Annotated in this window: 19 protein-coding genes and 2 pseudogenes; 12 read left to right on the top strand and 9 right to left on the bottom strand. The window is 72.7% G+C overall.

Features of this window, described 5'->3' with window-relative positions; all coding sequences use genetic code 11:
- Nucleotides 1-47: 47 nt before the first annotated feature.
- The 5 genes from aroH to der all read left to right on the top strand — a co-directional run bounded on the left by aroH (nucleotide 48) and on the right by der (nucleotide 4,612).
- Complete coding sequence (gene aroH / locus OG562_RS08125) at nucleotides 48-410, top strand: chorismate mutase (protein ID WP_266395392.1); 363 nt, start codon at nucleotides 48-50, stop codon at nucleotides 408-410.
- Nucleotides 407-1,492 carry a prephenate dehydrogenase gene (locus tag OG562_RS08120; protein ID WP_266395389.1) on the top strand — a complete coding sequence of 362 codons (1,086 nt, stop codon included), beginning with the start codon at nucleotides 407-409 and terminating at the stop codon, nucleotides 1,490-1,492. Before aroH ends, OG562_RS08120 begins: the two co-directional genes overlap by 4 nt.
- A gap of 198 nt (nucleotides 1,493-1,690) precedes the next feature.
- Nucleotides 1,691-2,377 carry a (d)CMP kinase gene (cmk, locus tag OG562_RS08115; RefSeq protein WP_266395386.1) on the top strand — a complete coding sequence of 229 codons (687 nt, stop codon included), beginning with the start codon at nucleotides 1,691-1,693 and terminating at the stop codon, nucleotides 2,375-2,377.
- Nucleotides 2,374-3,024 (top strand): 1-acyl-sn-glycerol-3-phosphate acyltransferase, encoded by a 651-nt coding sequence (locus tag OG562_RS08110; protein WP_266395383.1) that lies wholly within the window; start codon nucleotides 2,374-2,376, stop codon nucleotides 3,022-3,024. Before cmk ends, OG562_RS08110 begins: the two co-directional genes overlap by 4 nt.
- Nucleotides 3,025-3,130: 106 nt before the next feature.
- Nucleotides 3,131-4,612, top strand: coding sequence for a ribosome biogenesis GTPase Der (gene der / locus OG562_RS08105; RefSeq protein ID WP_266395381.1), 1,482 nt, complete (start codon nucleotides 3,131-3,133; stop codon nucleotides 4,610-4,612).
- Nucleotides 4,613-4,719: 107 nt separating this feature from the next.
- On the opposite strand, the gene OG562_RS08100 is transcribed toward der, so the two are convergent.
- Together OG562_RS08100 and OG562_RS08095 are read right to left on the bottom strand one after the other, a co-directional pair.
- Nucleotides 4,720-5,124 carry a hypothetical protein gene (locus OG562_RS08100; protein ID WP_266395378.1) on the bottom strand — a complete coding sequence of 135 codons (405 nt, stop codon included), beginning with the start codon at nucleotides 5,122-5,124 and terminating at the stop codon, nucleotides 4,720-4,722.
- A 113-nt stretch (nucleotides 5,125-5,237) separates the two neighbouring features.
- Nucleotides 5,238-6,020 (bottom strand): hypothetical protein, encoded by a 783-nt coding sequence (locus OG562_RS08095; protein WP_266395376.1) that lies wholly within the window; start codon nucleotides 6,018-6,020, stop codon nucleotides 5,238-5,240.
- Nucleotides 6,021-6,550: 530 nt separating this feature from the next.
- On the opposite strand from OG562_RS08095, the pseudogene OG562_RS46220 reads away from it, so the two are divergent.
- A pseudogene (locus OG562_RS46220) lies at nucleotides 6,551-6,880 on the top strand (transglycosylase family protein); the annotation flags it as partial.
- Here the strand turns inward: OG562_RS46220 and OG562_RS46215 are convergent.
- Entirely contained in the window at nucleotides 6,796-7,041 is a 246-nt protein-coding gene (locus tag OG562_RS46215) for a hypothetical protein (RefSeq protein WP_353962849.1), read from the bottom strand. The pseudogene OG562_RS46220 and the gene OG562_RS46215 overlap by 85 nt on opposite strands.
- A 76-nt stretch (nucleotides 7,042-7,117) precedes the next feature.
- Here OG562_RS46215 and OG562_RS46210 point away from each other — a divergent pair.
- Nucleotides 7,118-7,246, top strand: a pseudogene (locus OG562_RS46210) (LysM domain-containing protein); the annotation flags it as partial.
- Between the two features lie 55 nt (nucleotides 7,247-7,301).
- Here the strand turns inward: OG562_RS46210 and OG562_RS08085 are convergent.
- Genes OG562_RS08085 through OG562_RS08075 form a run of 3 tightly spaced genes read right to left on the bottom strand, consistent with a single transcriptional unit; the run spans nucleotide 7,302 to nucleotide 11,270 of the window.
- Nucleotides 7,302-7,973 carry an ABC transporter ATP-binding protein gene (locus tag OG562_RS08085; protein ID WP_266395370.1) on the bottom strand — a complete coding sequence of 224 codons (672 nt, stop codon included), beginning with the start codon at nucleotides 7,971-7,973 and terminating at the stop codon, nucleotides 7,302-7,304.
- On the bottom strand, nucleotides 7,970-10,768 hold the full coding sequence (locus OG562_RS08080; protein WP_266395367.1) for an ATP-binding cassette domain-containing protein: 2,799 nt from the start codon (nucleotides 10,766-10,768) through the stop codon (nucleotides 7,970-7,972). The genes OG562_RS08085 and OG562_RS08080 overlap by 4 nt, the downstream gene beginning before the upstream one ends.
- 10 nt (nucleotides 10,769-10,778) lie before the next feature.
- Nucleotides 10,779-11,270, bottom strand: a complete 492-nt coding sequence (locus OG562_RS08075; RefSeq protein WP_266395365.1) for a hypothetical protein — start codon at nucleotides 11,268-11,270, stop codon at nucleotides 10,779-10,781.
- 144 nt (nucleotides 11,271-11,414) lie between these two features.
- Between OG562_RS08075 and OG562_RS08070 the strand changes: the two genes are divergently transcribed.
- The 3 genes from OG562_RS08070 to OG562_RS08060 all read left to right on the top strand — a co-directional run bounded on the left by OG562_RS08070 (nucleotide 11,415) and on the right by OG562_RS08060 (nucleotide 13,773).
- On the top strand, nucleotides 11,415-11,966 hold the full coding sequence (locus OG562_RS08070; protein WP_266395363.1) for a hypothetical protein: 552 nt from the start codon (nucleotides 11,415-11,417) through the stop codon (nucleotides 11,964-11,966).
- Nucleotides 11,935-13,215 carry an ABC transporter substrate-binding protein gene (locus tag OG562_RS08065; protein ID WP_266395361.1) on the top strand — a complete coding sequence of 427 codons (1,281 nt, stop codon included), beginning with the start codon at nucleotides 11,935-11,937 and terminating at the stop codon, nucleotides 13,213-13,215. The genes OG562_RS08070 and OG562_RS08065 overlap by 32 nt, the downstream gene beginning before the upstream one ends.
- A 342-nt stretch (nucleotides 13,216-13,557) precedes the next feature.
- The gene (locus tag OG562_RS08060; RefSeq protein WP_266395359.1) at nucleotides 13,558-13,773 is read left to right on the top strand and encodes an I78 family peptidase inhibitor; all 216 of its coding nucleotides are present in this window, start codon (nucleotides 13,558-13,560) and stop codon (nucleotides 13,771-13,773) included.
- Nucleotides 13,774-13,879: 106 nt separating this feature from the next.
- On the opposite strand, the gene OG562_RS08055 is transcribed toward OG562_RS08060, so the two are convergent.
- A complete protein-coding gene (locus OG562_RS08055) occupies nucleotides 13,880-14,941 on the bottom strand; it encodes a phosphatase PAP2 family protein (RefSeq protein WP_266395357.1) in 1,062 nt (353 codons plus the stop codon).
- 268 nt (nucleotides 14,942-15,209) lie between these two features.
- A complete protein-coding gene (locus tag OG562_RS08050; RefSeq protein WP_266395355.1) occupies nucleotides 15,210-16,502 on the bottom strand; it encodes a mannosyltransferase family protein in 1,293 nt (430 codons plus the stop codon).
- Nucleotides 16,503-16,748: 246 nt separating this feature from the next.
- Between OG562_RS08050 and OG562_RS08045 the strand changes: the two genes are divergently transcribed.
- Both OG562_RS08045 and OG562_RS08040 read left to right on the top strand, forming a co-directional pair.
- Nucleotides 16,749-18,317, top strand: coding sequence for an MFS transporter (locus OG562_RS08045; protein ID WP_266395353.1), 1,569 nt, complete (start codon nucleotides 16,749-16,751; stop codon nucleotides 18,315-18,317).
- Nucleotides 18,318-18,458: 141 nt separating this feature from the next.
- Entirely contained in the window at nucleotides 18,459-19,649 is a 1,191-nt protein-coding gene (locus tag OG562_RS08040; RefSeq protein WP_266395351.1) for an acyl-CoA dehydrogenase family protein, read from the top strand.
- Between the two features lie 38 nt (nucleotides 19,650-19,687).
- Here the strand turns inward: OG562_RS08040 and OG562_RS08035 are convergent, their stop codons facing one another.
- Nucleotides 19,688-20,125, bottom strand: a complete 438-nt coding sequence (locus tag OG562_RS08035) for a cell division protein SepF (protein ID WP_266395349.1) — start codon at nucleotides 20,123-20,125, stop codon at nucleotides 19,688-19,690.
- Between the last annotated feature and the right edge of the window lie 288 nt (nucleotides 20,126-20,413).

The raw sequence follows: 20,413 nt of genomic DNA, 5'->3' as shown, positions 1-20,413 counted from the left end.
ACTACGCTGGATGCACCAAGAGCCGTATATCAGCAAGGAGCAGCGCCGTGGCGGTACGAGCGGTCCGGGGAGCCGTCCAGCTGGAGAGGGACGAGGCCGGCCACATGGACGAGCAGGTCGGCGCGCTGCTCACCGCCGTCCTGGAGCGGAACTCCCTCAGCGCCGACGACCTGATCAGCATCTGGTTCACGGCCACGCCCGACCTGCACAGCGACTTCCCGGCGGCCGCGGCCCGCAAGCTGGGCATCGTCGACGTGCCGCTGATCTGCGCGCAGGAACTCGACATCGAGGGCGCCCTGCCGCGCGTCGTACGGATCCTCGCGCACATCGAGTCCGACCGGCCGCGGGCCGACATCAGCCATGTCTACCTCGGCGCCGCCGCCGCACTGCGCAAGGACATCGCCCAGTGAGGACCGCCCTCGTCATCGGAACCGGGCTCATCGGCACATCGGCCGCCCTGGCCCTCGTCCAGCGGGGCGTCGTCGTCCATCTGGAGGACCACGACCCCGGACAGGCCCGTACGGCGGCCGCGCTCGGCGCCGGCGCCGACGAGGCCCCCGACGGCCCCGTGGACCTCGCGATCGTCGCCGCCCCGCCCGCCCATGTGGCCGCGGTGCTCGCCGACGCCATGCGCAGGGGCGTGGCCCGCGGCTACCTCGACGTGGCCAGCGTCAAGGGCGGCCCGCGCCGTGAGCTGGAGGCGCTCGGCCTCGACCTGTCGGCGTACCTCGGCACGCACCCCATGTCCGGTCGGGAGAAGTCCGGGCCGCTGGCCGCCACCGGCGATCTGTTCGAGGGCCGACCCTGGGTCCTCACCCCCACCCGGGACACCGACACCGAGGTGCTGAACCTCGGCCTGGAGCTGGTCTCGCACTGCCGGGCCGTGCCGGTCGTGATGGACGCCGACGCCCACGACCGTGCGGTCGCCCTGGTCTCCCACATGCCCCATCTGGTCTCCAGCATGGTCGCCGCGCGCCTGGAGCACGCCGAGGAGGCCGCCGTACGGCTGTGCGGGCAGGGCATCCGGGACGTGACCCGGATCGCCGCGTCCGACCCCCGGATGTGGATCGACATCCTGTCCGCGAACCCCGGGCCGGTCGCCGACCTGCTCACCGACGTCGCCGGCGACCTGGAGGAGACCGTCCAGGCGCTGCGCGCCCTGCAGTCCTCCGACGAGGCCAAGCGCCGCGCGGGGGCCGACGGGGTCGAGGACGTCCTGCGCCGGGGCAACGCCGGACAGGTCCGGGTCCCCGGCAAGCACGGGACGGCTCCGCGGGTGTACGAGGTCGTCGCGGTGCTGATCGACGACCAGCCGGGGCAGCTGGCCCGGATCTTCGCGGACGCGGGGCGGGCCGGGGTCAACATCGAGGACGTGCGCATCGAGCATGCGACGGGGCAGCAGGCGGGGCTGGTGCAGTTGATGGTCGAGCCGAAGTCGGCGGCGGTGTTGTCGGCGGCGTTGGGTGAGCGAGGGTGGGCGATTCGGCAGTAGCCGCGTTTTCCCGGGTGCCCGGCGCCGGTGTGGGCGTCGCCGGGGGCTGCCGTTCCCAGGCCGAGTCATCCGAACCGGCGTCGAGAGGCGCCGTGCCGTCGACGCGCGGCCAGACGAGTGAGCTGTGCCCGGTAACCTTGTGCGGGGCGCGATCGCGCCCCGCACATCCACCGCCTCGCACCAGGAAGGTGTCCCCCCGTGGAAAACGGCGCCGCCCAGCCCGTGATTGTCGCCATCGACGGCCCCTCCGGCACGGGCAAGTCGAGCACGTCCAAGGCCGTGGCCGGCCAGCTCGGGCTGAGCTACCTGGACACCGGCGCCCAGTACCGGGCGATCACGTGGTGGATGGTGAGCAACGGGATCGACATCGACGACCCCACGGCGATCGCCGCCGTCGCCGGGAAGCCGGAGATCGTCTCCGGCACCGACCCGGCGAACCCGACGATCGAGGTCGACGGCGTCGACGTGGCCGGTCCGATCCGCACCCAGGACGTGACCTCCAAGGTCAGCGCGGTGAGCGCGGTGGCGGAGGTGCGGGCCCGGATCACCGAGCTGCAGCGCTCGCTGGCGGCCTCCGCGGAGCTGGGCATCGTCGTCGAGGGCCGGGACATCGGCACGACCGTCCTTCCCGACGCCGACCTGAAGATCTTCCTCACCGCCTCCCCGGAGGCCCGCGCGGCCCGCCGCAGCGGCGAGCTGAACGGCGCGGACGTGCAGGCCACCCGGGAGGCGCTGATCAAGCGGGACACGGCCGACTCCTCCCGCAAGACCTCCCCCCTGGCCAAGGCGGACGACGCCGTCGAGGTGGACACCACCGAGCTGACGCTGGCGCAGGTCATCGAGTGCGTCGTCACCCTCGTCGAGGAGAAGCGGGCCGGAAAGTGAGCGAACTGCCCTCGGAGAGGGGCGCGGAGGTGGGACGGCGCATCGGCGTCGGCCTGATGTACGGGCTGTGGAAGCCGCGTGTGCTGGGCGCCTGGCGGGTGCCCGTGAACGGGCCGGTGATCCTCGCGGTCAACCACTCGCACAACGTCGACGGCCCGATGGTCATCGGTGTGGCGCCCCGTGCGTCGCACTTCCTGGTCAAGAAGGAGGCGTTCGTCGGACCGCTCGGCCCGTTCATGAACCGCGTCGGCCAGATCAAGGTCGACCGCGACAGCACCGACCGCACGGCGATCACCCGCGCGCTGGGCGTGCTGCAGAACGGCGGGGTCCTCGGGATCTTCCCGGAGGGCTCCCGGGGCGAGGGCGATTTCGCCGCCCTGCGCGCGGGGCTCGCCTACTTCGCCGTACGCAGCGGGGCGCCGATCGTCCCCGTGGCCGTGCTGGGAAGCTCCGAGCGGCGCGGACGGTTGATAAAGGCGCTGCCCCCGCTGCGCTCCCGGGTCGACGTCGTCTTCGGCGACCCGTTCGACGCGGGCGACGGCAGCGGACGGCGGACCCGCAAGGCGCTGGACGAGGCCACCGAACGCATTCAGAAGCAGCTCTCCGCACACCTGGAGAACGCCAGGCGGCTCACCGGCCGCCGGTAAAACGCCGGGCGTCCTCACGGGCGCTGGGCGACACTTAGTAGTGGATCACCTGGAACCTGTCAGGTTGTCCACCGATCACCACGATGAACTACGAGGTACGGACTTCATGAACGACCACATCCAGCCCGACGGCTCGGCCGAGCACGAGCACGATCACGGGGCGCTCGGCGACGCCGAGTACGCGGAGTTCATGGAGCTCGCCGCCGTAGAGGGCTTCGACGTCGAGGACGTCGAGGGCGCGATCGAGGCCGCCGGGCACGGGCCGCTGCCCGTGCTCGCCGTCGTCGGCCGTCCGAACGTCGGCAAGTCGACCCTGGTGAACCGGATCATCGGCCGCCGCGAGGCCGTCGTCGAGGACAAGCCCGGCGTCACCCGTGACCGCGTCACCTACGAGGCCGAGTGGGCGGGCCGCCGCTTCAAGGTCGTCGACACCGGCGGCTGGGAGCAGGACGTGCTCGGCATCGACGCCTCCGTGGCCGCGCAGGCCGAGTACGCGATCGAGGCCGCCGACGCCGTCGTGTTCGTCGTCGACGCCAAGGTCGGCGCGACCGACACCGACGAGGCCGTCGTCCGGCTGCTGCGCAAGGCCGGCAAGCCGGTCGTGCTGGCCGCCAACAAGGTCGACGGCCCGAGCGCCGAGGCCGACGCGGCCTACCTGTGGTCCCTGGGCCTCGGCGAGCCGCACCCGGTCTCCGCCCTGCACGGCCGCGGCACCGGCGACATGCTGGACGCCGTCCTGGAGGCGCTGCCGGAGGCCCCCGAGCAGACCTTCGGCACGGTGACCGGCGGCCCGCGCCGCATCGCCCTGATCGGCCGTCCGAACGTCGGAAAGTCCTCGCTGCTGAACAAGGTGGCGAACGAGGAGCGGGTCGTCGTCAACGAGATCGCGGGCACCACCCGCGACCCGGTCGACGAGCTGATCGAACTCGGCGGCGTGATCTGGAAGTTCGTCGACACGGCAGGCATCCGCAAGCGCGTCCACCTCCAGCAGGGCGCCGACTACTACGCCTCGCTGCGCACCGCGGCCGCCGTCGAGAAGGCCGAGGTGGCGGTCATCCTGGTCGACGCCTCGGAGTCCATCTCGGTCCAGGACCAGCGCATCGTCACCATGGCGGTGGACGCGGGCCGCGCCCTCGTCATCGCCTACAACAAGTGGGACACCCTCGACGAGGAGCGCCGCTACTACCTGGAGCGGGAGATCGAGACCGAGTTCGCCCAGGTCGCCTGGGCGCCCCGGGTGAACGTCTCGGCGCGCACCGGCCGCCATATGGAGAAGCTGGTCCCGGCGATCGAGACCGCCCTGGCCGGCTGGGAGACCCGCGTCCCGACGGGCCGCCTCAACGCCTTCCTCGGCGAGCTGGTCGCCGCCCACCCGCACCCCGTCCGGGGCGGCAAGCAGCCGCGCATCCTCTTCGGCACCCAGGCCGGCACCAAGCCGCCGCGGTTCGTGCTCTTCGCCTCCGGCTTCATCGAGGCGGGCTACCGGCGCTTCATCGAGCGCCGGCTGCGCGAGGAGTTCGGCTTCGAGGGCACGCCGATCCATATCTCGGTGCGGGTGCGCGAGAAGCGCGGCAACAAGAAGAAGTAGCCGAGCAGGAAGCGACACGACAGACGACAGACGGCTGGAGGGCGGCGCCCGCGGGGGGCGCCGCCCTCCAGCCGTGTCGGCCCGGCCGGGTCAGGAACCGGCCGGGCTCAGAAGCCCCTTCGGCCCGGCGGGAGCGCCGCCGGGACCGGGACCATCGTGGTGGGCGTGTGCTGCTGGCCGATCTGCCCGACCCGCTGCCACTGCGACTGCTGTCCGGTCCCGTGCCGTGCGCTCTGCGCGCCCGCGCTGTAGGCGCTGTACGAGCTGCTGAACGACCCCGGCCGGTGGCCGTTGTACGAGCCCGTGGGGTGCGGGATGTTCCCGAAAGCGGTGAACCCCAGGTCGTCCTCGCCGCTGCGGTCGCCCGGCAGCGAGCGGAACGTCTTGACGTACTCGGCGTAGAGCGCGTCGTAGATCGGCGTGGCCGATGGGCCGCCCTGGGGATCCTGAGCCGGTCGCGCGGACGGGATCGGCTGGTAGGCCTGGCGGCGGGGAACGTCGTAGGTGTGCACGTATGTCCAAACGACCCTGCACGGGATGGGATGCGGCTGGACGGCCCGCCCGTCCTGGGACAGGTCCTGAGACCTGTCCTGGGATCTGTCCTGGGATCTGTTCCGAGGTGCGCTCAGGTTCCGGCGAGGGGCATCGCGGCCCCGACCAACTGCCCGTTGGCGGCGGCCTTGTCCAGTGCGTCGCGCAGCAGGTCCTCCCGGGGCTGACGCCCGATGGAGCCCACCGGCGCGGCGAACATCAGCACCTGCTGGTGCTTGTTGGCGGCGGCCCGCCACCCCTCCGTCACCTGGAGCGGCTGGTGCGCCTGCCACCAGGCGACCGGCTGCCCGCCGTTCGCCGACGGCTGGAGCACCGCGTGCAGCTGCCCCATCGCCAGCAGCACGGACCAGCCGTGCTGCACCGGCGGCACCTCGGACAGCTCGGACAGCGGCATGAAGCCCTGCTCGATGAGCAGTGGCAGGAAGTCGTCGCCGGCGCCGGTCGCGCCGGGCCGCACGATGGGCGCGGTCGGCTCGACGACCAGGGCCGGGTGCAACTCCCCGGCGATCAGGATGAGTCCGCTGGTCACGCCGAGCACGGCCTGCTCGGGCACGACCTTGTCGGGGTCCAGGTCGACCGTGTCGCCGCTGATCGAGCGGACCGCGCCCTGCAGCTGCTCCTCGGTGACCTGGACGATCTGCGAGGGCAGACAGGTGGCGTGGGCGAAGGCGAGGACGGCGGTCTCGTCCCCGATGAACAGGACGGTGCTGGTGCGCTCGTGCTCGGAGTCGCCCGGGGTGCGGCAGGACGTGCAGTCGTAACTGCCCGGGGCGTTCTCTCCGGCGAGCAGCCGGTCGGCTTCTTCGTCGCCGATCTCGGCACGTACCTCGTCGCTGACGTCGAGCATGCGCGGCACGGGTGACTCCCTCGGAAGGCGGTGCGTGGGCGGGGCCGGGAGGGTCCCCGGCTCATGCAGGAGACAACGGGCGAGCTGTGGCGGGAGTCACGCTGCACGGCTGACGGAATCGAACCGTCGAGCGCAGGCGGTCACTTTGGGTGCGGAATCAGACACTCCATGTCAAGTAACGGGGAGGTTACGGAGGTTGATTCCGTGAGCTGACTCACAGGGTGCTTCGAGTGATGGTCGACAAATCAGGAAATGGGTGCATGAAATAGGTGGCCAGAATTCGCCGCTACCTACGGTAACCCTCAACTGGTCTGCGGAAACAGGGAGTTGGTTGATAACGACTCGTCAGGCTCCCTAGATTGCTCCGCCGTGTGCAGCGAGCACCGCTCGGGTACGTCCGCCGGCCGCACGGAGTCAGACGCAGAGTCAGACGACGCGCAGCACCACCGCCGGCGGACGGGGTGGAGCGCGACACCCGCGTCGACGCGTGGGAAGCGCCCCGCCTTGGGGGAGGCCCGGGTCCGTAGAGAGGGATCTTCATGTCCGAATGTGCCGATAACCGCACCCGTAAGTCGCGTACGACGGCGGTCCTCGCCGGGGCGGCGCTGCTCGCGCCCCTCGGGCTGCTGGCCGCGTCCGGCAACGCAGCGGCGGCTGACAGCGGGGTGTGGGACCGCATCGCCCAGTGCGAGAGCGGCGGCAACTGGCACATCAACACCGGCAACGGCTACTACGGCGGACTGCAGTTCTCCGCCGGCACCTGGCGCGCGTTCGGGGGCGGCGCCTACGCGTCCACCGCCGACCAGGCCACCAGGGCGCAGCAGATATCCGTCGCCACCAAGGTCCAGCAGTCCCAGGGGTGGGGTGCGTGGCCGACCTGCTCGGCCCGCGCCGGAGCCTCCGGCAGCGCGCCCTCGGCCGGCTCGGGCTCCGCCGAGAACCCGGTCTCCACCAAGTCGAGCCCGTCGAAGTCGACCCCGTCCAGGTCGACCTCCTCGAAGTCGACCTCCTCGAAGTCGAGCCCGTCCAAGTCGAGCCCCGCGAAGTCGAATCCGTCGACGTCGGGTTCCTCGCACGGCAGCTCCCGGGGCGACTACACCGTCCGCGCGGGCGACACCCTCAGCACCATCGCGGCCCGGCACGGGACCACCTGGCAGCGGATCTACGCCGCCAACCAGGCCGTCATCGGCGGTGACCCCGACCTGATCATGCCCGGACAACGCCTCGCACTCTGAGCGGACCGGGCGGCCCGGGCCGCGCCTGGCGGCCTGTGACGGTGGGGCCCCGCTGTCACCGGCCGCCCCGCGGTGACGGGCGCCCCGCCCGGGCCGCCCACTCGCCCGCCTCGCCGCTGAACACGACCGCGCCGCGCCGCAGTTCGTGCACGAAGGCCCTACGGCCGCGCAGCGCGGGCGGCAGCCGCTGCTCGGCGACGACCACGCACGCGTCGAGCGAGGCCAGCAGGTCGTAGGTCCGGGCGGCGACCGCCGGGGACATGCCCTGCGCGGGCTCGTCGACGAGCACCACGCGCGCGTGTGCCCGCAGGGCGCGGGAGAGGGCGAGCATCCGCTGCTCACCGCCGGAGAGCGTGCCGGCGCGGCGGGCGAGCAGCGGCCGCAGCTGCGGGTAGGCCGCCAGGACGGAGTCGCAGTCGGGACCCGCCAGTTCGAGGTTCTCCCGCACGGTCAGCGAGCCGAACACCGCCCGCCGCTCGGGAACCAGGCACAGCCCGCGCCGCGCCCGCTCGAACGCGGGCATCCTCGTCACCTCCGTCCCGTCCCACACCACCGCGCCCCCGGACAGCGGCACCGCCCCGGCGAGCGCCCGCAGCACCGTCGTACGGCCGGAGCCGTTGCGGCCCAGCAGGACGGTGAGGCCGGGGGAGGGGGCGGCGAGGGTGACGCCGTGCAGGGCCTCCAGGGGGCCGTAGCGCACGCGTGCGTGCCGTAGGGCGATCGTCATGCGGGGGTCTCCCTGCCGTCCCTGCCGTCCCTGCCATCCAGGCCGTCGAGGCCGTCCACTGCTTCCAGGACGCGGTCGGGCGGGCCCGACGCGATGATCCGGCCCGCCGCCATGACGTGCACGACGTCGGCGAGGCCCGCGACCAGGTCGAGGTCGTGCTCGACGACGAGCAGGGCGGCGCCGTCGGCGGCCAGTGCGCCCAGGACCCGGGCCAGCGCGGTCACTTCGGCGGTGTCGAGACCGGCGGCGGGCTCGTCCAGCAGCAGCACGCGCGGGCCGCCCGCGTAGGCCCGGGCCAGCTCGACCCGGCGCAGTGTGCCGGTGGGCAGCCCGGCGGCGGGCAGCGCCCGGACCGGCCCGTCGAGGCCGAACAGCGCCAACGCCCGCTCCACGGCCTCAGGGTCGGCGATCCGGCCCTGCTCGGCGCCCACCCGGACGTTCTCGGCGACCGTCAGCGACGGGAACACGGCCAGTTGCTGGAAGGTCCGCGCGATGCCGAGCCGGGTGCGGGCGTGGGCGGGGAGCCGGGTGATGTCCCGGTCCCCGAGGAGCACATGCCCGCGCGCGGGACGCAGGGTTCCGGCGAGGCAGTCGAACAGGGTGCTCTTGCCGGCGCCGTTGGGCCCGACCACGGCGGCGACCCGACCGGGCCCGACGACGAGATCGACCCCGTCGAGAGCGGTGAAGCCGTCGTAGCGCGCGTGGAGGCGACGGGCGGTCAGGACGGGGGCGGTCGGCCTTGGGCGTGTGGTCGGTCGAGGCAACCGGGTCGGTGGGGTCGGTTGGACCGGCGGGGTCGGTGGGACCGGTGGTGCGGGCGCGGTCGGCGCGGTGGCCGCCGTAGCGTCCCCCTCCGCTCTGACTCCAGCCCCAGCCCCCGCTTCTGCTCCAGCCCCGGCCCACTCAGCCCCGACTCCAGCCCCGGCCAACCTCCCCCGCACCCTCGCCCCCAAGGGCGTGAGCACCCCCTTCTGCCGGGCCCGCGCTCCCTCGGCCGCCCGCCGTACCGCTTCGTACGGCCCTCCCGGGAACCGTCCCACCAGTACTGCCAGCACCCCCACCAGCGCCGCCGCCGCTCCGCCCCGGGCCCCCGCGTCCAGGCCCACCAGGAGGGCCGCGGCGGCCAGTGCGCCCATGGTGCTGTCGGCGCCCAGGACCGTCACCGCCGCGAACCACAGCAGGCCGCGGACGGGGTCGTACGCGGTGGCGTCGAAGGCTCGCAGGCCCATGCCGAGCAGGGCGCCGCCGAGGGCGGCCAGCGCGGCCCCCGCGACGAAGGCCAGGAGCTTCAGGGAGGGGACGGCCACGCCCGCCGCCGACGCGCCCGACTCGTGGTCCCGCATCGCCGCCAGGGCGCGGCCCGTACGGCCCCGGCGCAGCGCCCGCGTCGCCGCCAGCGCGACCGCCAGCAGGGTCAGCTCCAGGACGTAGTAGGCGCGGTCCCCGTCGAAGCCGGCGGGGCGGCCGAGGGCGAGTCCGGAGGTGGCGTACGGCTGGGCGAAGACGAAGCGGCTCACGCCGACGCCGACCGCGAAGGTCGCCAGGGCGAGGGCCAGGCCGTGGCGGCCGATCGCGGGCCAGCCGGTGAGCAGGCCCAGCGGGGCCACCAGGAGCACCGCCACGGCCAGCGCGGCCAGTTCCGGCAGCCGGGGCAGGCCCGGGAAGCGGCCGGCCGCCAGCAGGGCGGTGAACAGGGCGCCCAGGCCCGCGTACGCCGTCTGCCCGAGGGAGATCTGGCCGCCGCGGCCGGAGACCACCACCAGGGACAGCAGGATCACGCCCAGGGCGGGAACCTGCACCGACGTGTGCAGATCGGAGCCCGCGAAGCCCAGCGGGAGCAGGAACAGCGCCGCGGCCACGATCCACGCGCCCGGCGGAGTCGGCACGCGCGCGGTGGCCGGGCGCGGCAGCGCGTCGCGCGCGCCGACGCCGGGCAGGACGAGCGCGGCGACCAGCAGGGCCACGACGAAGAGGTTCGCGCCGACCGCCTGGAGCAGCGGCGCGCCCCAGCCCGTCGGATGCAGCCGCGTCAGCTGGGCCTGCGCGATCCCGATGCCCAGCGCCGCCGCGACCGCGACCGGCAGGCTCCGCATCCGGGCCGCCACCGCGACCGCCACGACCTCCATCACCAGCAACGGCAGCCCGTACGGGTCCAGGCGCACGTACGGCGCGAGCAGAACGCCCGTCAGACCGGCCGTGAACGAGCCGAACGCCCAGCCCGCCGCGGCCACCCGGTCCGCGTCGATCCCGCCGAGCACGGCCAGCCCCCGGTCGTCGACCACGGCCCGCAGCTCCCGCCCGAACCGGGTCCGGCGGATCACGGCGCCGACCCCGGCCGCCAGCACGACGACGACCGTCAACTGCCCCCAGGGATCGGCCGGCGCGAGCTCCGGCGCGTCGTCCCGCGCCCCCTGCCCCCACACCAGCGCGGCTCCGCCCACCAGCAGCACGAACACCCCGATCGAGGCGACCAGGGTCTGCGCCGGGTCGCCGCCGAGCACCGCGAGCGGACGGAAGACGAACCGTTCCAGCACGACGCCGACGGCCGGGGCGAGGAACAGCAGCACGACGACCGCGGCGAGCCATGGCGGCCAGCCCCACACCACCACGCACTGGCGCAGCGCGTAGGCGCACACCATGGCGATCGCGCCGTGCGCGAAGTTGAGCACGCCGGTCGCCCGGTAGGTGACGACCAGCCCGATCCCGGTGAGCGCGGCGGCGCTGCCGACCGACAGACCGGCGAGCGTGAGGTCGTAGGTGAGGGAGGACGTGAGGGACGACATGAGAGAGGACATCAGAGGGCCCTCATCCGTCGGCGTGGTCGGGCTCGCAGATGGGGCACGGGTCGAGGTCGCCGCTCGCCAGCAGCGTGCCGTCCACCGGCACCGCGGTCGCCTTCCCGGCGACCAGCGGGCAGTCCGCGCGGTGCCACAGCGTGCCGCCGGGCACCATCCGCAGCTCGCCGCTGACCGCGAGGGGCGCGCTCGCCGCGGGCTCCTGCGGCGGCGCCGGATCGGCGGCCACCAGCAGGCCGTACAGCTCCTCCACGCGCGCGGTGGCCACGGCGGTGCGGCCATAGGTGAGCAGGACCGCCCCGGCGACGAGCAGCGCCGCGCCGGGGATCGTGCAGGAGGCGAGGTAGGGCAGCTGCCGGGCGGCGTAGCGCTCGCCGGAGACGCCGTACCAGCCGACCGCGCACAGCACCGCGCCGACGGCGACCGCGGCCCAGCCGGCCCACAGGACGGGGTGCGTGGTCCGCAGGACGGGCTGCATGGTCCGCAGTCGCGCTGTCCGCATCACTGGCTCCCACAGGTCGGGTCTTCGCGCATGCGCCTGTCCGCAGTTTCGGGTTCGCCGACGGACTTGCACTATGCCTTCTGGAAGCTGACCCTGAAAGCACCGGGCGGCCATGGCCCGGACCGACACCCGGTGGTGAGCCAGATGGTTCTCGGGAGCGACCGCAGGCGGGGGAACGCACGGCGGGCGAGCGGCGCGTTGGCGGCCGTCCTCGTCCTCGTGCTCGCCCCGGCGCTCACGGCGTGCGGCGACGGCGGCGGCAACGGAGGCGCCGAGGCCGGCACCGCCCCGCAGACGTCGAAGAGCGCCGCCGCGTCCGGCACCGCGCCCGCCGACCCTGCGGCCGCCGAGCAGCGGATCCGGCAGAACTGGGTGAAGTTCTTCGACCCGGCCACCTCCGCCGAGGACAAGCAGGCCCTGCTGGAGAACGGCGAGCAGATGGGCCCGGTGCTGGAGGCGTTCAGCGGTGACCAGCGCGGCGGACAGGTCGCGGCGAAGGTCGAAAAGGTCGAGTTCACCGGGCCGACCGGGGCGACCGTGACGTACGACCTCACGCTGAACGGCGCGACCGCCCTGCCGGGCGCTTCGGGGACGGCCGTCGAGCAGGACGGCGTCTGGAAGGTGTCCGTCAACACACTGTGCGCGCTGGTCCGGTTGAGCGGAGATGCGGCCTCGTCGGCGGCTCCGGGCTGCTGAGACCGCCGCCGCGGCGCTGCTGCTCCTGCTGAGCGCGGCCTGCGGCAGCCGGCTCCCGGAGAGCGACTTCGCGCCCACCCGGGCTCCCGCGCGGTCGGCGATCCGGGTGGGCGTCATCACCAGCGCCACCAGCCCCGTCGGCGGCAGCGCCTTCACCGGCCCCCGCGACGGCGCGCGGGCCTACTTCGAGCGGCTCGACGCGCGCGGGGGCGTCGACGGCCGCCAGGTCGAGGTGCGGCTGTGCGACGACGGCGGCAGCGGCGTCGGGAACAACGCCTGTGTGCACCGGCTGATCGACGAGGACAAGGTCGTCGCCCTGGTCGCCACCACCGCCCTCGACTACGCGGGTGCCTCCCGTGTCTCCCACGCGCGCGTGCCCGACATCGGCGGACAGCCCATCGGGGCCGCCTACGACACCTGGCCGCACCTGTACGGCGTCTACGGCAGCCTCGCGCCCCGCGCCGGCGCCCCGGGCTGGGACGGGCTGCTGTACGGCGGCACCGAGGTCTACCGCTACTTCAAGCGCGAGCAGGGCGCCCGTACGGCCGCCGTCGTCTCCTACAACCAGGCCGCGTCCGCCGCCTACGCCCGGCTCGTCGCACGCGGTCTGAAGGCCGAGGGCTACCGGGTCGTCAGCGAGCAGGTCGACTTCGCGCTGCCGAACTTCCGCGCCGCCGCGGCCGACCTGAAGGACCAGGGAGCCGACCTGGTCTTCGACGCCCTCGACACGCACGGCAACGCGCGCCTGTGCGAGGCGATGGACGAGGTGGGCGCGAAGGTCACCGCCAAGGTGACGAACGTACAGAACTGGACGTCCACGGTTCCCGAGGACTACAAGGACTCCCCGAACTGCCGCAACGCCCTGTGGGCGACCGGATCGAGCCGCGACTACGAGGACGTCTCGCAGCCGGCCGTACGGGAGTTCCGGGAGGCCACCGCGGGCCTGAAGACGCACTCGCAGTGGCAGCTGGAGGGGTGGGCGGCCGCGATGTGGTTCACGGAGGCGGCCAGGGCGTGCGCCGGGGACGGCGTCACGCGCGCGTGCGTCGACGACTTCATGGACCACAGCGAGGGCTTCACCGCCGACGGACTGCTGCTCCCGGTGCGCTTCGAGCGGCTGGCGCGGCCGCCGGGGACCCGGCGGACGTGTCTGTCGGTGGCGCGCTGGGAGGACGGCAGGGGGTGGGTCTCGCAGGGGGAGATGACGGACACCTGCTTCGACGTGCCGCAACTGCCGTACCCGCCGTAGGGCGGAGCGGACCGGTCGGGGTCGGCGGAGGTTGTGTGGGGAAGCCGTGCATTTCCTATGAGGCGTCAGTTATCGCGGGCCGGCGCCGGAATCGGAATGGAACGGCGTCCGGGGCGGTTCTTCGGGCGCTTTCCGGCGGGTTTTTCGAAGCGTCGTCGCGACACGCGGAAATTGCGTTCGAATGTGTGCGGAAGGCCTGCGTAAGGAGTCCGGAACCGCTCGTACGTGTGACGGAGTTCGACCGAAACGTGTGTCGTGATCCTGTGACAGAAGTGTGACCGGAGTGATCCACATCGTCGCTTCGGGGTTCCCGGCGGGCGGCTCGCGGCCTAGCGTGGCGGTATGGCACCGAATCCCACTCCGCCAGCGGAGCCCCAGGACAGTCCGGACGGATATGTCGGCCTCGACGCCGAGCGGGCCGAGCGTCTCGCCCGGGAACGGGGGTGGTCGTCCGTGCGCTCGCTGGAGCCCGGGGCGATCGTCACCATGGAGTACCGCTTCGGGCGGCTGAACTTCGAGGTGCGGGCCGGGCGAGTGGCGCGGGCCTGGAAGGGCTGAACGGAACGAGCACCACGACGAAGGCCCCGGTTCCTGGGATCAGGAACCGGGGCCTTCGCCGTGCGGGACCGGGCTGTGCGTACCGGGGTCCCGCCGTTTCGGGAGGTCAGCCGCCGGTGAGGGGGCGGGCCGCCGAGGCGGTCGTACCGCGCGGGAGGCGGTCGGAGTGGGGCGGCCGGCGGCTGCCGATCGGGGTGACCGGGGTGCGCTCGGAGCGGGCCGAGTGCGGGCCCGGCGCGAGATAGGCCGGCGCACGGGGCGAACGGGCGGCCGTGACCGTCTCGCGGGCCGCGGGGGCCTCCTCGTCCTGGGGTGCGGTGCGCGGCTTGAAGGAGACGGGCACGGCGACCGGGGCGGGCGGTGCGGGGCTGCCCGCCCGCGTCGGTTCGAGGACGGGGGAGGGGGCCGTGCGGCGGTCGCGCCAGCGGTCGCGCAGGTCGAGGATCCGGACCTCGGCGCGGGCGATCAGCGGCTCGCACCAGGGCAGGGCCAGCAGGACCAGCAGGCCGGCCGCCCAGCCCAGCACCACGTCGCTCAGCCAGTGCGTACCGAGGTAGACGGTGGTGAGGCCGACGCCGAGCGAGACCACCGCGGAGACCGCGGACAGCCAGCGCCGGGCTCTCGGGGTGGAGGCCAGATACGCCAGGATTCCCCAGGTCACGACCGCGTTGGCGGTGTGGCCGCTGGGGAATATATCGCCGCCCAGGCCCATCTCGTTGGCGCCGATGGTTGTCGCGTAGTGGGGGCCGAGCCGGCCCATGCCGAGCTTGGCGGCGCCGACGGTGATGTTCAGCAGCAGCAGCGAGGCGCCCAGGGTCAGCAGCGGGCGCAGGGTGTGCTGACGCCAGGATCTCCAGCCGAGCCAGGCCGCGACCATCACGGCGGTCGGGCCGCGCTGGCCGAGGACCACGTAGTAGTCGAGGAACGCGTGGATCTCCGGCCACTGCTGGTACGGCCGGAAGAACATGACCTGCCAGTCGAGGCGGACCAGCCACGAGGTGACCACGATGAGCCACACGATCGCCAGATAGAAGGCCAGGGTCGCGGAGAGCAGGGCGACCCGGTGCCTGCTCATCTTCGGCACGTCGATGTGGGCCGGTCGTTCCGGCTCACGGTCGAGCCTGGCGAACACCCGGTCCAGACGGGTGAGGTTTCGTTCGGTACGCACCTAAACGACGTTACAGCGAGTGAGCTCTGGACCCGGCCGATTCCGCTGGTTTGTGATGACGATGTGATGTGGGATTGCTCTCAGAAGGGCGTTAATTCCTACGGAATCGGTAATCCTCGAACACGCTTCCCTTCAATTCCTTTGATCATTCCAAGGGATAGTTTTAGGGAACTTATGAATGAGTTCACCCGGAGATTGACTGCCATTATCCGACCGGTCCGGGGGCGGCCAGTCGATCATGGCCGGGGTCGTCCGGTCGTCGGGCGGGTCAGGGGGGACCGGAGCCGTTCAGCCACCACGCGCCGTACACGGCCGAGGCGACCGCGACGCACGCCACGACCGGCGCCGACCTGGACGTCCGCAGCCGGGCCAGGGCCAGGGCCGGGGGCAGCAGCAGGGGGAACGCGGGGAGCAGCAGGCGCGGTTTCGAGCCGAAGTAGCTCGACGCGCACAGGGCGAGCGCGAGGACCACGCCGGCGTACACCAGCAGGGGGAGCGGCTGGCGCTGCCGTACGCAGACGACGTACAGCCGGATCAGCAGGGCGACGCCCACTATCAGAGCCAGACCGGCCAGTGCCGACGGGAAGGACGTGAACTTGGCGGCGACGAAGCGGGCGAAGGCGTAGCCGCCGTCGAACCCGTTGCGCCAGCCCGCCTGGACGTGGAGGTAGCCGAGAGGGCCCTCGCCGGTGCGGTGCCCGACCCAGAGGACGTAGCCGACGGCACCGAGGGGCGCGAGGAGGAGACCGAGGGCGCGCCGTGCGGGGTGCGCGCTGTCGCTCGTGCGTTCGCGCGGAGGAGAGGCGTCCGGCGGCGGGAGCGGGGCGCTGAGAGGGGTGCGTGCGCCGGGCGCGTGCGCCGCGCTGCGGGTTCGCACGAACGAGCCCTTCGAGAAGACCGAGCCCTTCCGGAAGACGGAACCCTTCGGGAAGAACGAGAGCACGCCCGCCGTCCACACCGCCGCGACCACCGCGAGACCCACCGGCCGGGTCAGACCGGACAACGAGGCGAGCAGCCCCGCGGTCACCCACCGGCCGGTGAGCACCGCGTACAGCGACCAGGCGGCCAGCGCGGTGAACAGCGACTCGCTGTACGCCATCGACTGCACGATCCCGACGGGCAGCACGGCCCACACGAGCACCGTGCACACGCCCGCCCGGCGCCCGTAGACGTGATCCGCGACCGCGAAGATCCCCCAGGCCGCGGCGAGCGAGGCGAGCAGGGAGACGACGAATCCGGCGTCGGCGTACGACAGCGGGGTCACCGCGTGCAGCAGCCGCTCCAGCCAGGGCAGCAGCGGGAAGAAGGCCAGGTTGGAGTGGACGTCGCCGTTCGGCAGGCGGACCTCGTAGCCGTATCCGAGCTCGGCGACCCTCGTGTACCACAGGGCGTCCCAGCGGGCGGTCAGCAGCGTGTACGCGCTCTTGTCGCGGGCGGCGCTCCCGAGGGCGAGCGCGAGCAGGCCGAGGGCGCGCACGGCCGCGTACCCCAGGAGAGCGGGGGCCGCCCGGCGCAGGGCCGGGGGGCAGGGGAGCGCTACGCGCGTCGCTGGATCGGTCACGGGCCCGATTATCGACCGGGCGCGCGGCGGGCCCGGTCGGCGGTGCGGGGAGTGGCGTACGCCACATGGGTTCGCCTTGGAGTGTGAGAGGTCCGCCACGTGGCCCCGGCGCGAACTCGCGTACGCTGCGTTCCACTCGTGTTCGTTTGCGCGGGCCGGAGACCACCGCTCCTCTCCGGCCGTAGTCGCGGGGAGTCCCCACCCCGTGAGCCCGCCGGATCGAGGGATCACCTGGGAGGTATCCGCATGTCCCGGACGACCACGGCCGCAGCCAATCGTTGGGTCGTCCTCGTCGTACTGTGCGTCAGCCTGCTCCTGGTCGCCGTCGACGCGACCGTCCTGCACGTCGCGGTGCCCGCCGTCACCGAGGACCTCCGGCCCGGCGCGATCGAGCTGCTCTGGATCGTCGACACCTATCCGCTGGTCTGCGCCTCGCTGCTGATCCTGTTCGGCACGCTCGGCGACAAGGTGGGCCGCAGGCGGATCCTGCTGCTCGGGTACGCCCTGTTCGGCGTCGCCTCCGCGATGGCGGCCTTCGCCGGAACGGCCCAGATCCTGATCGTGGCGCGGGGGCTGCTCGGCGTCGGCGGCGCGATGATCATGCCGGCGACGCTGTCGATCCTGCGGCAGGTCTTCCCCGACCGGCGCGAACGGGCGCTCGCGATAGGCATCTGGAGCGCGGTCGCCGCGGTCGGCGCCGCAGTCGGGCCGCTGCTCGGCGGCTTTCTGCTGGAGCACTTCTGGTGGGGTTCGGTCTTCCTCGTCAACATTCCGTTGATGCTGGTCAGCCTGCCGATCGGACGGCTGCTGCTGCCCGAGTCGAAGGGCGCGGGCGACGGGCCCTGGGACGTGGTCGGCGCGCTGATGGCGGCGGCCGGACTGTTCGGCGTGGTGCTCGGCGTGAAGCGGCTGGGCGGCGGCGAGCTGGGGCCGTTCACCGTGCTGCCGCTGGCGGTCGGCGCGGTGCTGGTCGCGCTGTTCGTACGACGTCAGCGGCGGCGCGCCCAGCCGCTGGTGGACCTGCGGATGTTCTCGCGGCCGGCGTTCAGCACCTCCGTGGGCTGCATCGTGCTGGCGATGCTGGCGCTGGTGGGTCTGGAGCTCATCGCGGCGCAGTACCTCCAGCTGGTGCTGGGTCTCTCCCCCCTGGAGACGGGCCTGCGACTGCTGCCGCTGACCTTCGCCGCGATGGCGGCGGGGCTGGCGGGGGCGCGGCTGCTGCGGCGGTTCGGGCCGCGGCGGATGGTGTGCGGGGGGTTCTGCCTCACGGCGGTCGCGGTGCTGACGCTGACCGCGATGGGCGGCACGGACAACGCGGGGCTGCTGCTGTTCGGGTTCGTGCTGCTGGGCTTCGGTCTGGAGACGACGCTCTTCGCGGCTTACGAGTCGATGCTGAGCGAGGCTCCGCAGGAGCAGGCGGGCGGGGCGGCGGCGATCGGGGAGACGTCGTACCAGCTGGGGGCCGGGATCGGGATCGCGCTGCTGGGCAGCGTGATGAACGCGGCGTACGCGCCTGGACTCACGTCCGTGCCGGGGGTGCCGGCGTCGGCGTCGGCCGCGGCGGGGCATTCGCTGGGGGAGGCGTATGAAGTGGCCGGGCGGCTCGGGGGGCCGGCGGGTGTCGCCCTGCGTCATACGGCTCGGGACTCTTTCGTGCACGGACTGCATGTCACGCTGCTGGTCAGCGCGGGGTTGCTGCTGCTGGGCGCGGTGATGGCGTTGCGGTTGCCGCGGATCATGCAGTGCGAGTCGCCCGCGGCGGCCGTGGAGGTTCCTTCCCCCAGGGAAGTCGCGGAGTCCCGCGTCTCCGCGTGAATCTCCCACCCGGGCGCCGCCCGTTTGCTGTCTCCCGAAGGGCGGCCGTCTCCCGTGGGGGCTCTTCGCCGTCGGCGGCTTGCGGTGTAACGTCTGCGGCGTTGGTGTAACTAGCGGTGCTAGTTTTTCGGAGGCTCATTCATGTCCGCGTCCGCTCCCCTGCCCCCCTTCGACCCCGCCGACCCCCTCGGCATCGACGACCTGCTGGAGCCGGAGGACCTCGCCGTTCGGGACACCGTGCGGAGGTGGGCCTCGGATCGGGTGCTGCCGTATGTCGCCGAGTGGTACGAGCAGGGGGAGCTGCCGGGGATCCGGGAGCTGGCCCGGGAGCTCGGGGGGATCGGGGCGCTCGGGATGTCGCTCACCGGGTACGGGTGTGCGGGGGCCAGTGCCGTGCAGTACGGGCTCGCCTGTCTGGAGCTGGAGGCCGCCGACTCCGGGATCCGGTCCCTCGTCTCCGTGCAGGGCTCGCTCGCCATGTACGCGATCCACCGGTTCGGCTCCGAGGAGCAGAAGCAGGAGTGGCTGCCGCGCATGGCCTCCGGCGAGGTCATCGGATGCTTCGGGCTGACCGAGCCCGATCACGGGTCCGACCCCGCCGGCATGCGGACCCACGCCAAGCGCGACGGCTCCGACTGGGTGCTCGACGGGCGGAAGATGTGGATCACCAACGGGTCCGTCGCCGGGGTCGCCGTGGTCTGGGCGCAGAGCGAGGACGGGATCCGCGGGTTCGTCGTGCCGACCGACGCTCCCGGGTTCTCCGCGCCCGAGATCAAGCACAAGTGGTCCCTGCGGGCCAGCGTGACCAGCGAGCTGGTGCTCGACGAGGTGCGGCTGCCCGCCGACGCGGTGCTGCCGGAGGTCACCGGGCTGCGGGGGCCGCTCAGCTGTCTGTCGCACGCCCGCTACGGGATCGTCTGGGGGGCGATGGGAGCGGCGCGGTCCTGCTTCGAGACCGCCGTCGAGTACGCGAGGACGCGGGAGCAGTTCGGGCGGCCCATCGGAGGGTTCCAGCTCACCCAGGCCAAGCTCGCCGACATGGCGGTCGAGCTGCACAAGGGGATTCTGCTCGCCCATCACCTGGGGCGGCGCATGGACGCCGGCCGCCTGCGTCCCGAGCAGATCAGCTTCGGCAAGCTCAACAACGTACGAGAGGCCATCGACATCTGTCGTACGGCGCGGACGATTCTGGGGGCCAACGGGATCTCGCTCGAGTATCCCGTCATGCGGCACGCGACCAACCTCGAGTCGGTGCTGACCTACGAGGGCACCGTCGAGATGCACCAGCTCGTGCTGGGCAAGGCGCTCACCGGACTCGACGCCTTCCGCTGACCCACCGGGGTGGGGCAGGGCCGGTGAGCGGCCCTGCCTCAGCTCTGGTTGAAGAAGCCGTCCGTGCGGTGCGCGGCCGGGTCCCCGTTCACGATCTCGGTGTTGGCGGGGGTCAGCAGGAACACACGGGTCGACACACGCTCGATCGAACCGCGCAGACCGAAGATCAGCCCGGCCGCGAAGTCGACGACGCGCTTGGCGTCGCCCGCCTCCATGGCCGTGAGGTTCACGATGACCGGGACGCCCTCGCGGAACAGTTCGCCGATCGCCCGCGCGTCCCGGAAGCTGTCCGGGGTGACGGTGCCGATGCGGCGGCCCTTCTCCTCGGCCGTGTCCGTGGCCACCTTCACGCGGGGGTCGGTGACCCAGGCGTCTCCGGAGTCGGTCCCCTCGGAATAGTCGTCGTCGTAGTAACGCTCGTCATCGTTGTCGTCGACGAGGCCAAGCCAGGCACTCGCCTTGCGCACCGATCCCATGGACGCCTCCTCTCACAGCGGTCCTTCTTGCTTTCCGCATGACCCATGGTCGTCCATGATGCGGATGTCGCGCCAAGTGGATAGACGCCGCGCGGGGGGTTTGTGACGGTACTGGTGCACAGCGAATACGTCGAGAGCCCGCGTCTCCCAAGGGTCCTGCCGTGCACGGCTGCTGACTGAGAGTGAAATATGATTCTTCGTGGCGTACGGGTGACGAGCGGTGCGTACGGGTGAAGTACGCGTGACCAGGACGAGCCGATCCGGCCGATCCGGCATGACGATCGGCCG

This window comes from Streptomyces sp. NBC_01275, from assembly GCF_026340655.1.
Lineage (GTDB): Bacteria > Actinomycetota > Actinomycetes > Streptomycetales > Streptomycetaceae > Streptomyces.
The sequence above is the reverse complement of the archived record's forward strand: the minus strand, read 5'-3'. Positions and strand labels throughout refer to the sequence as shown.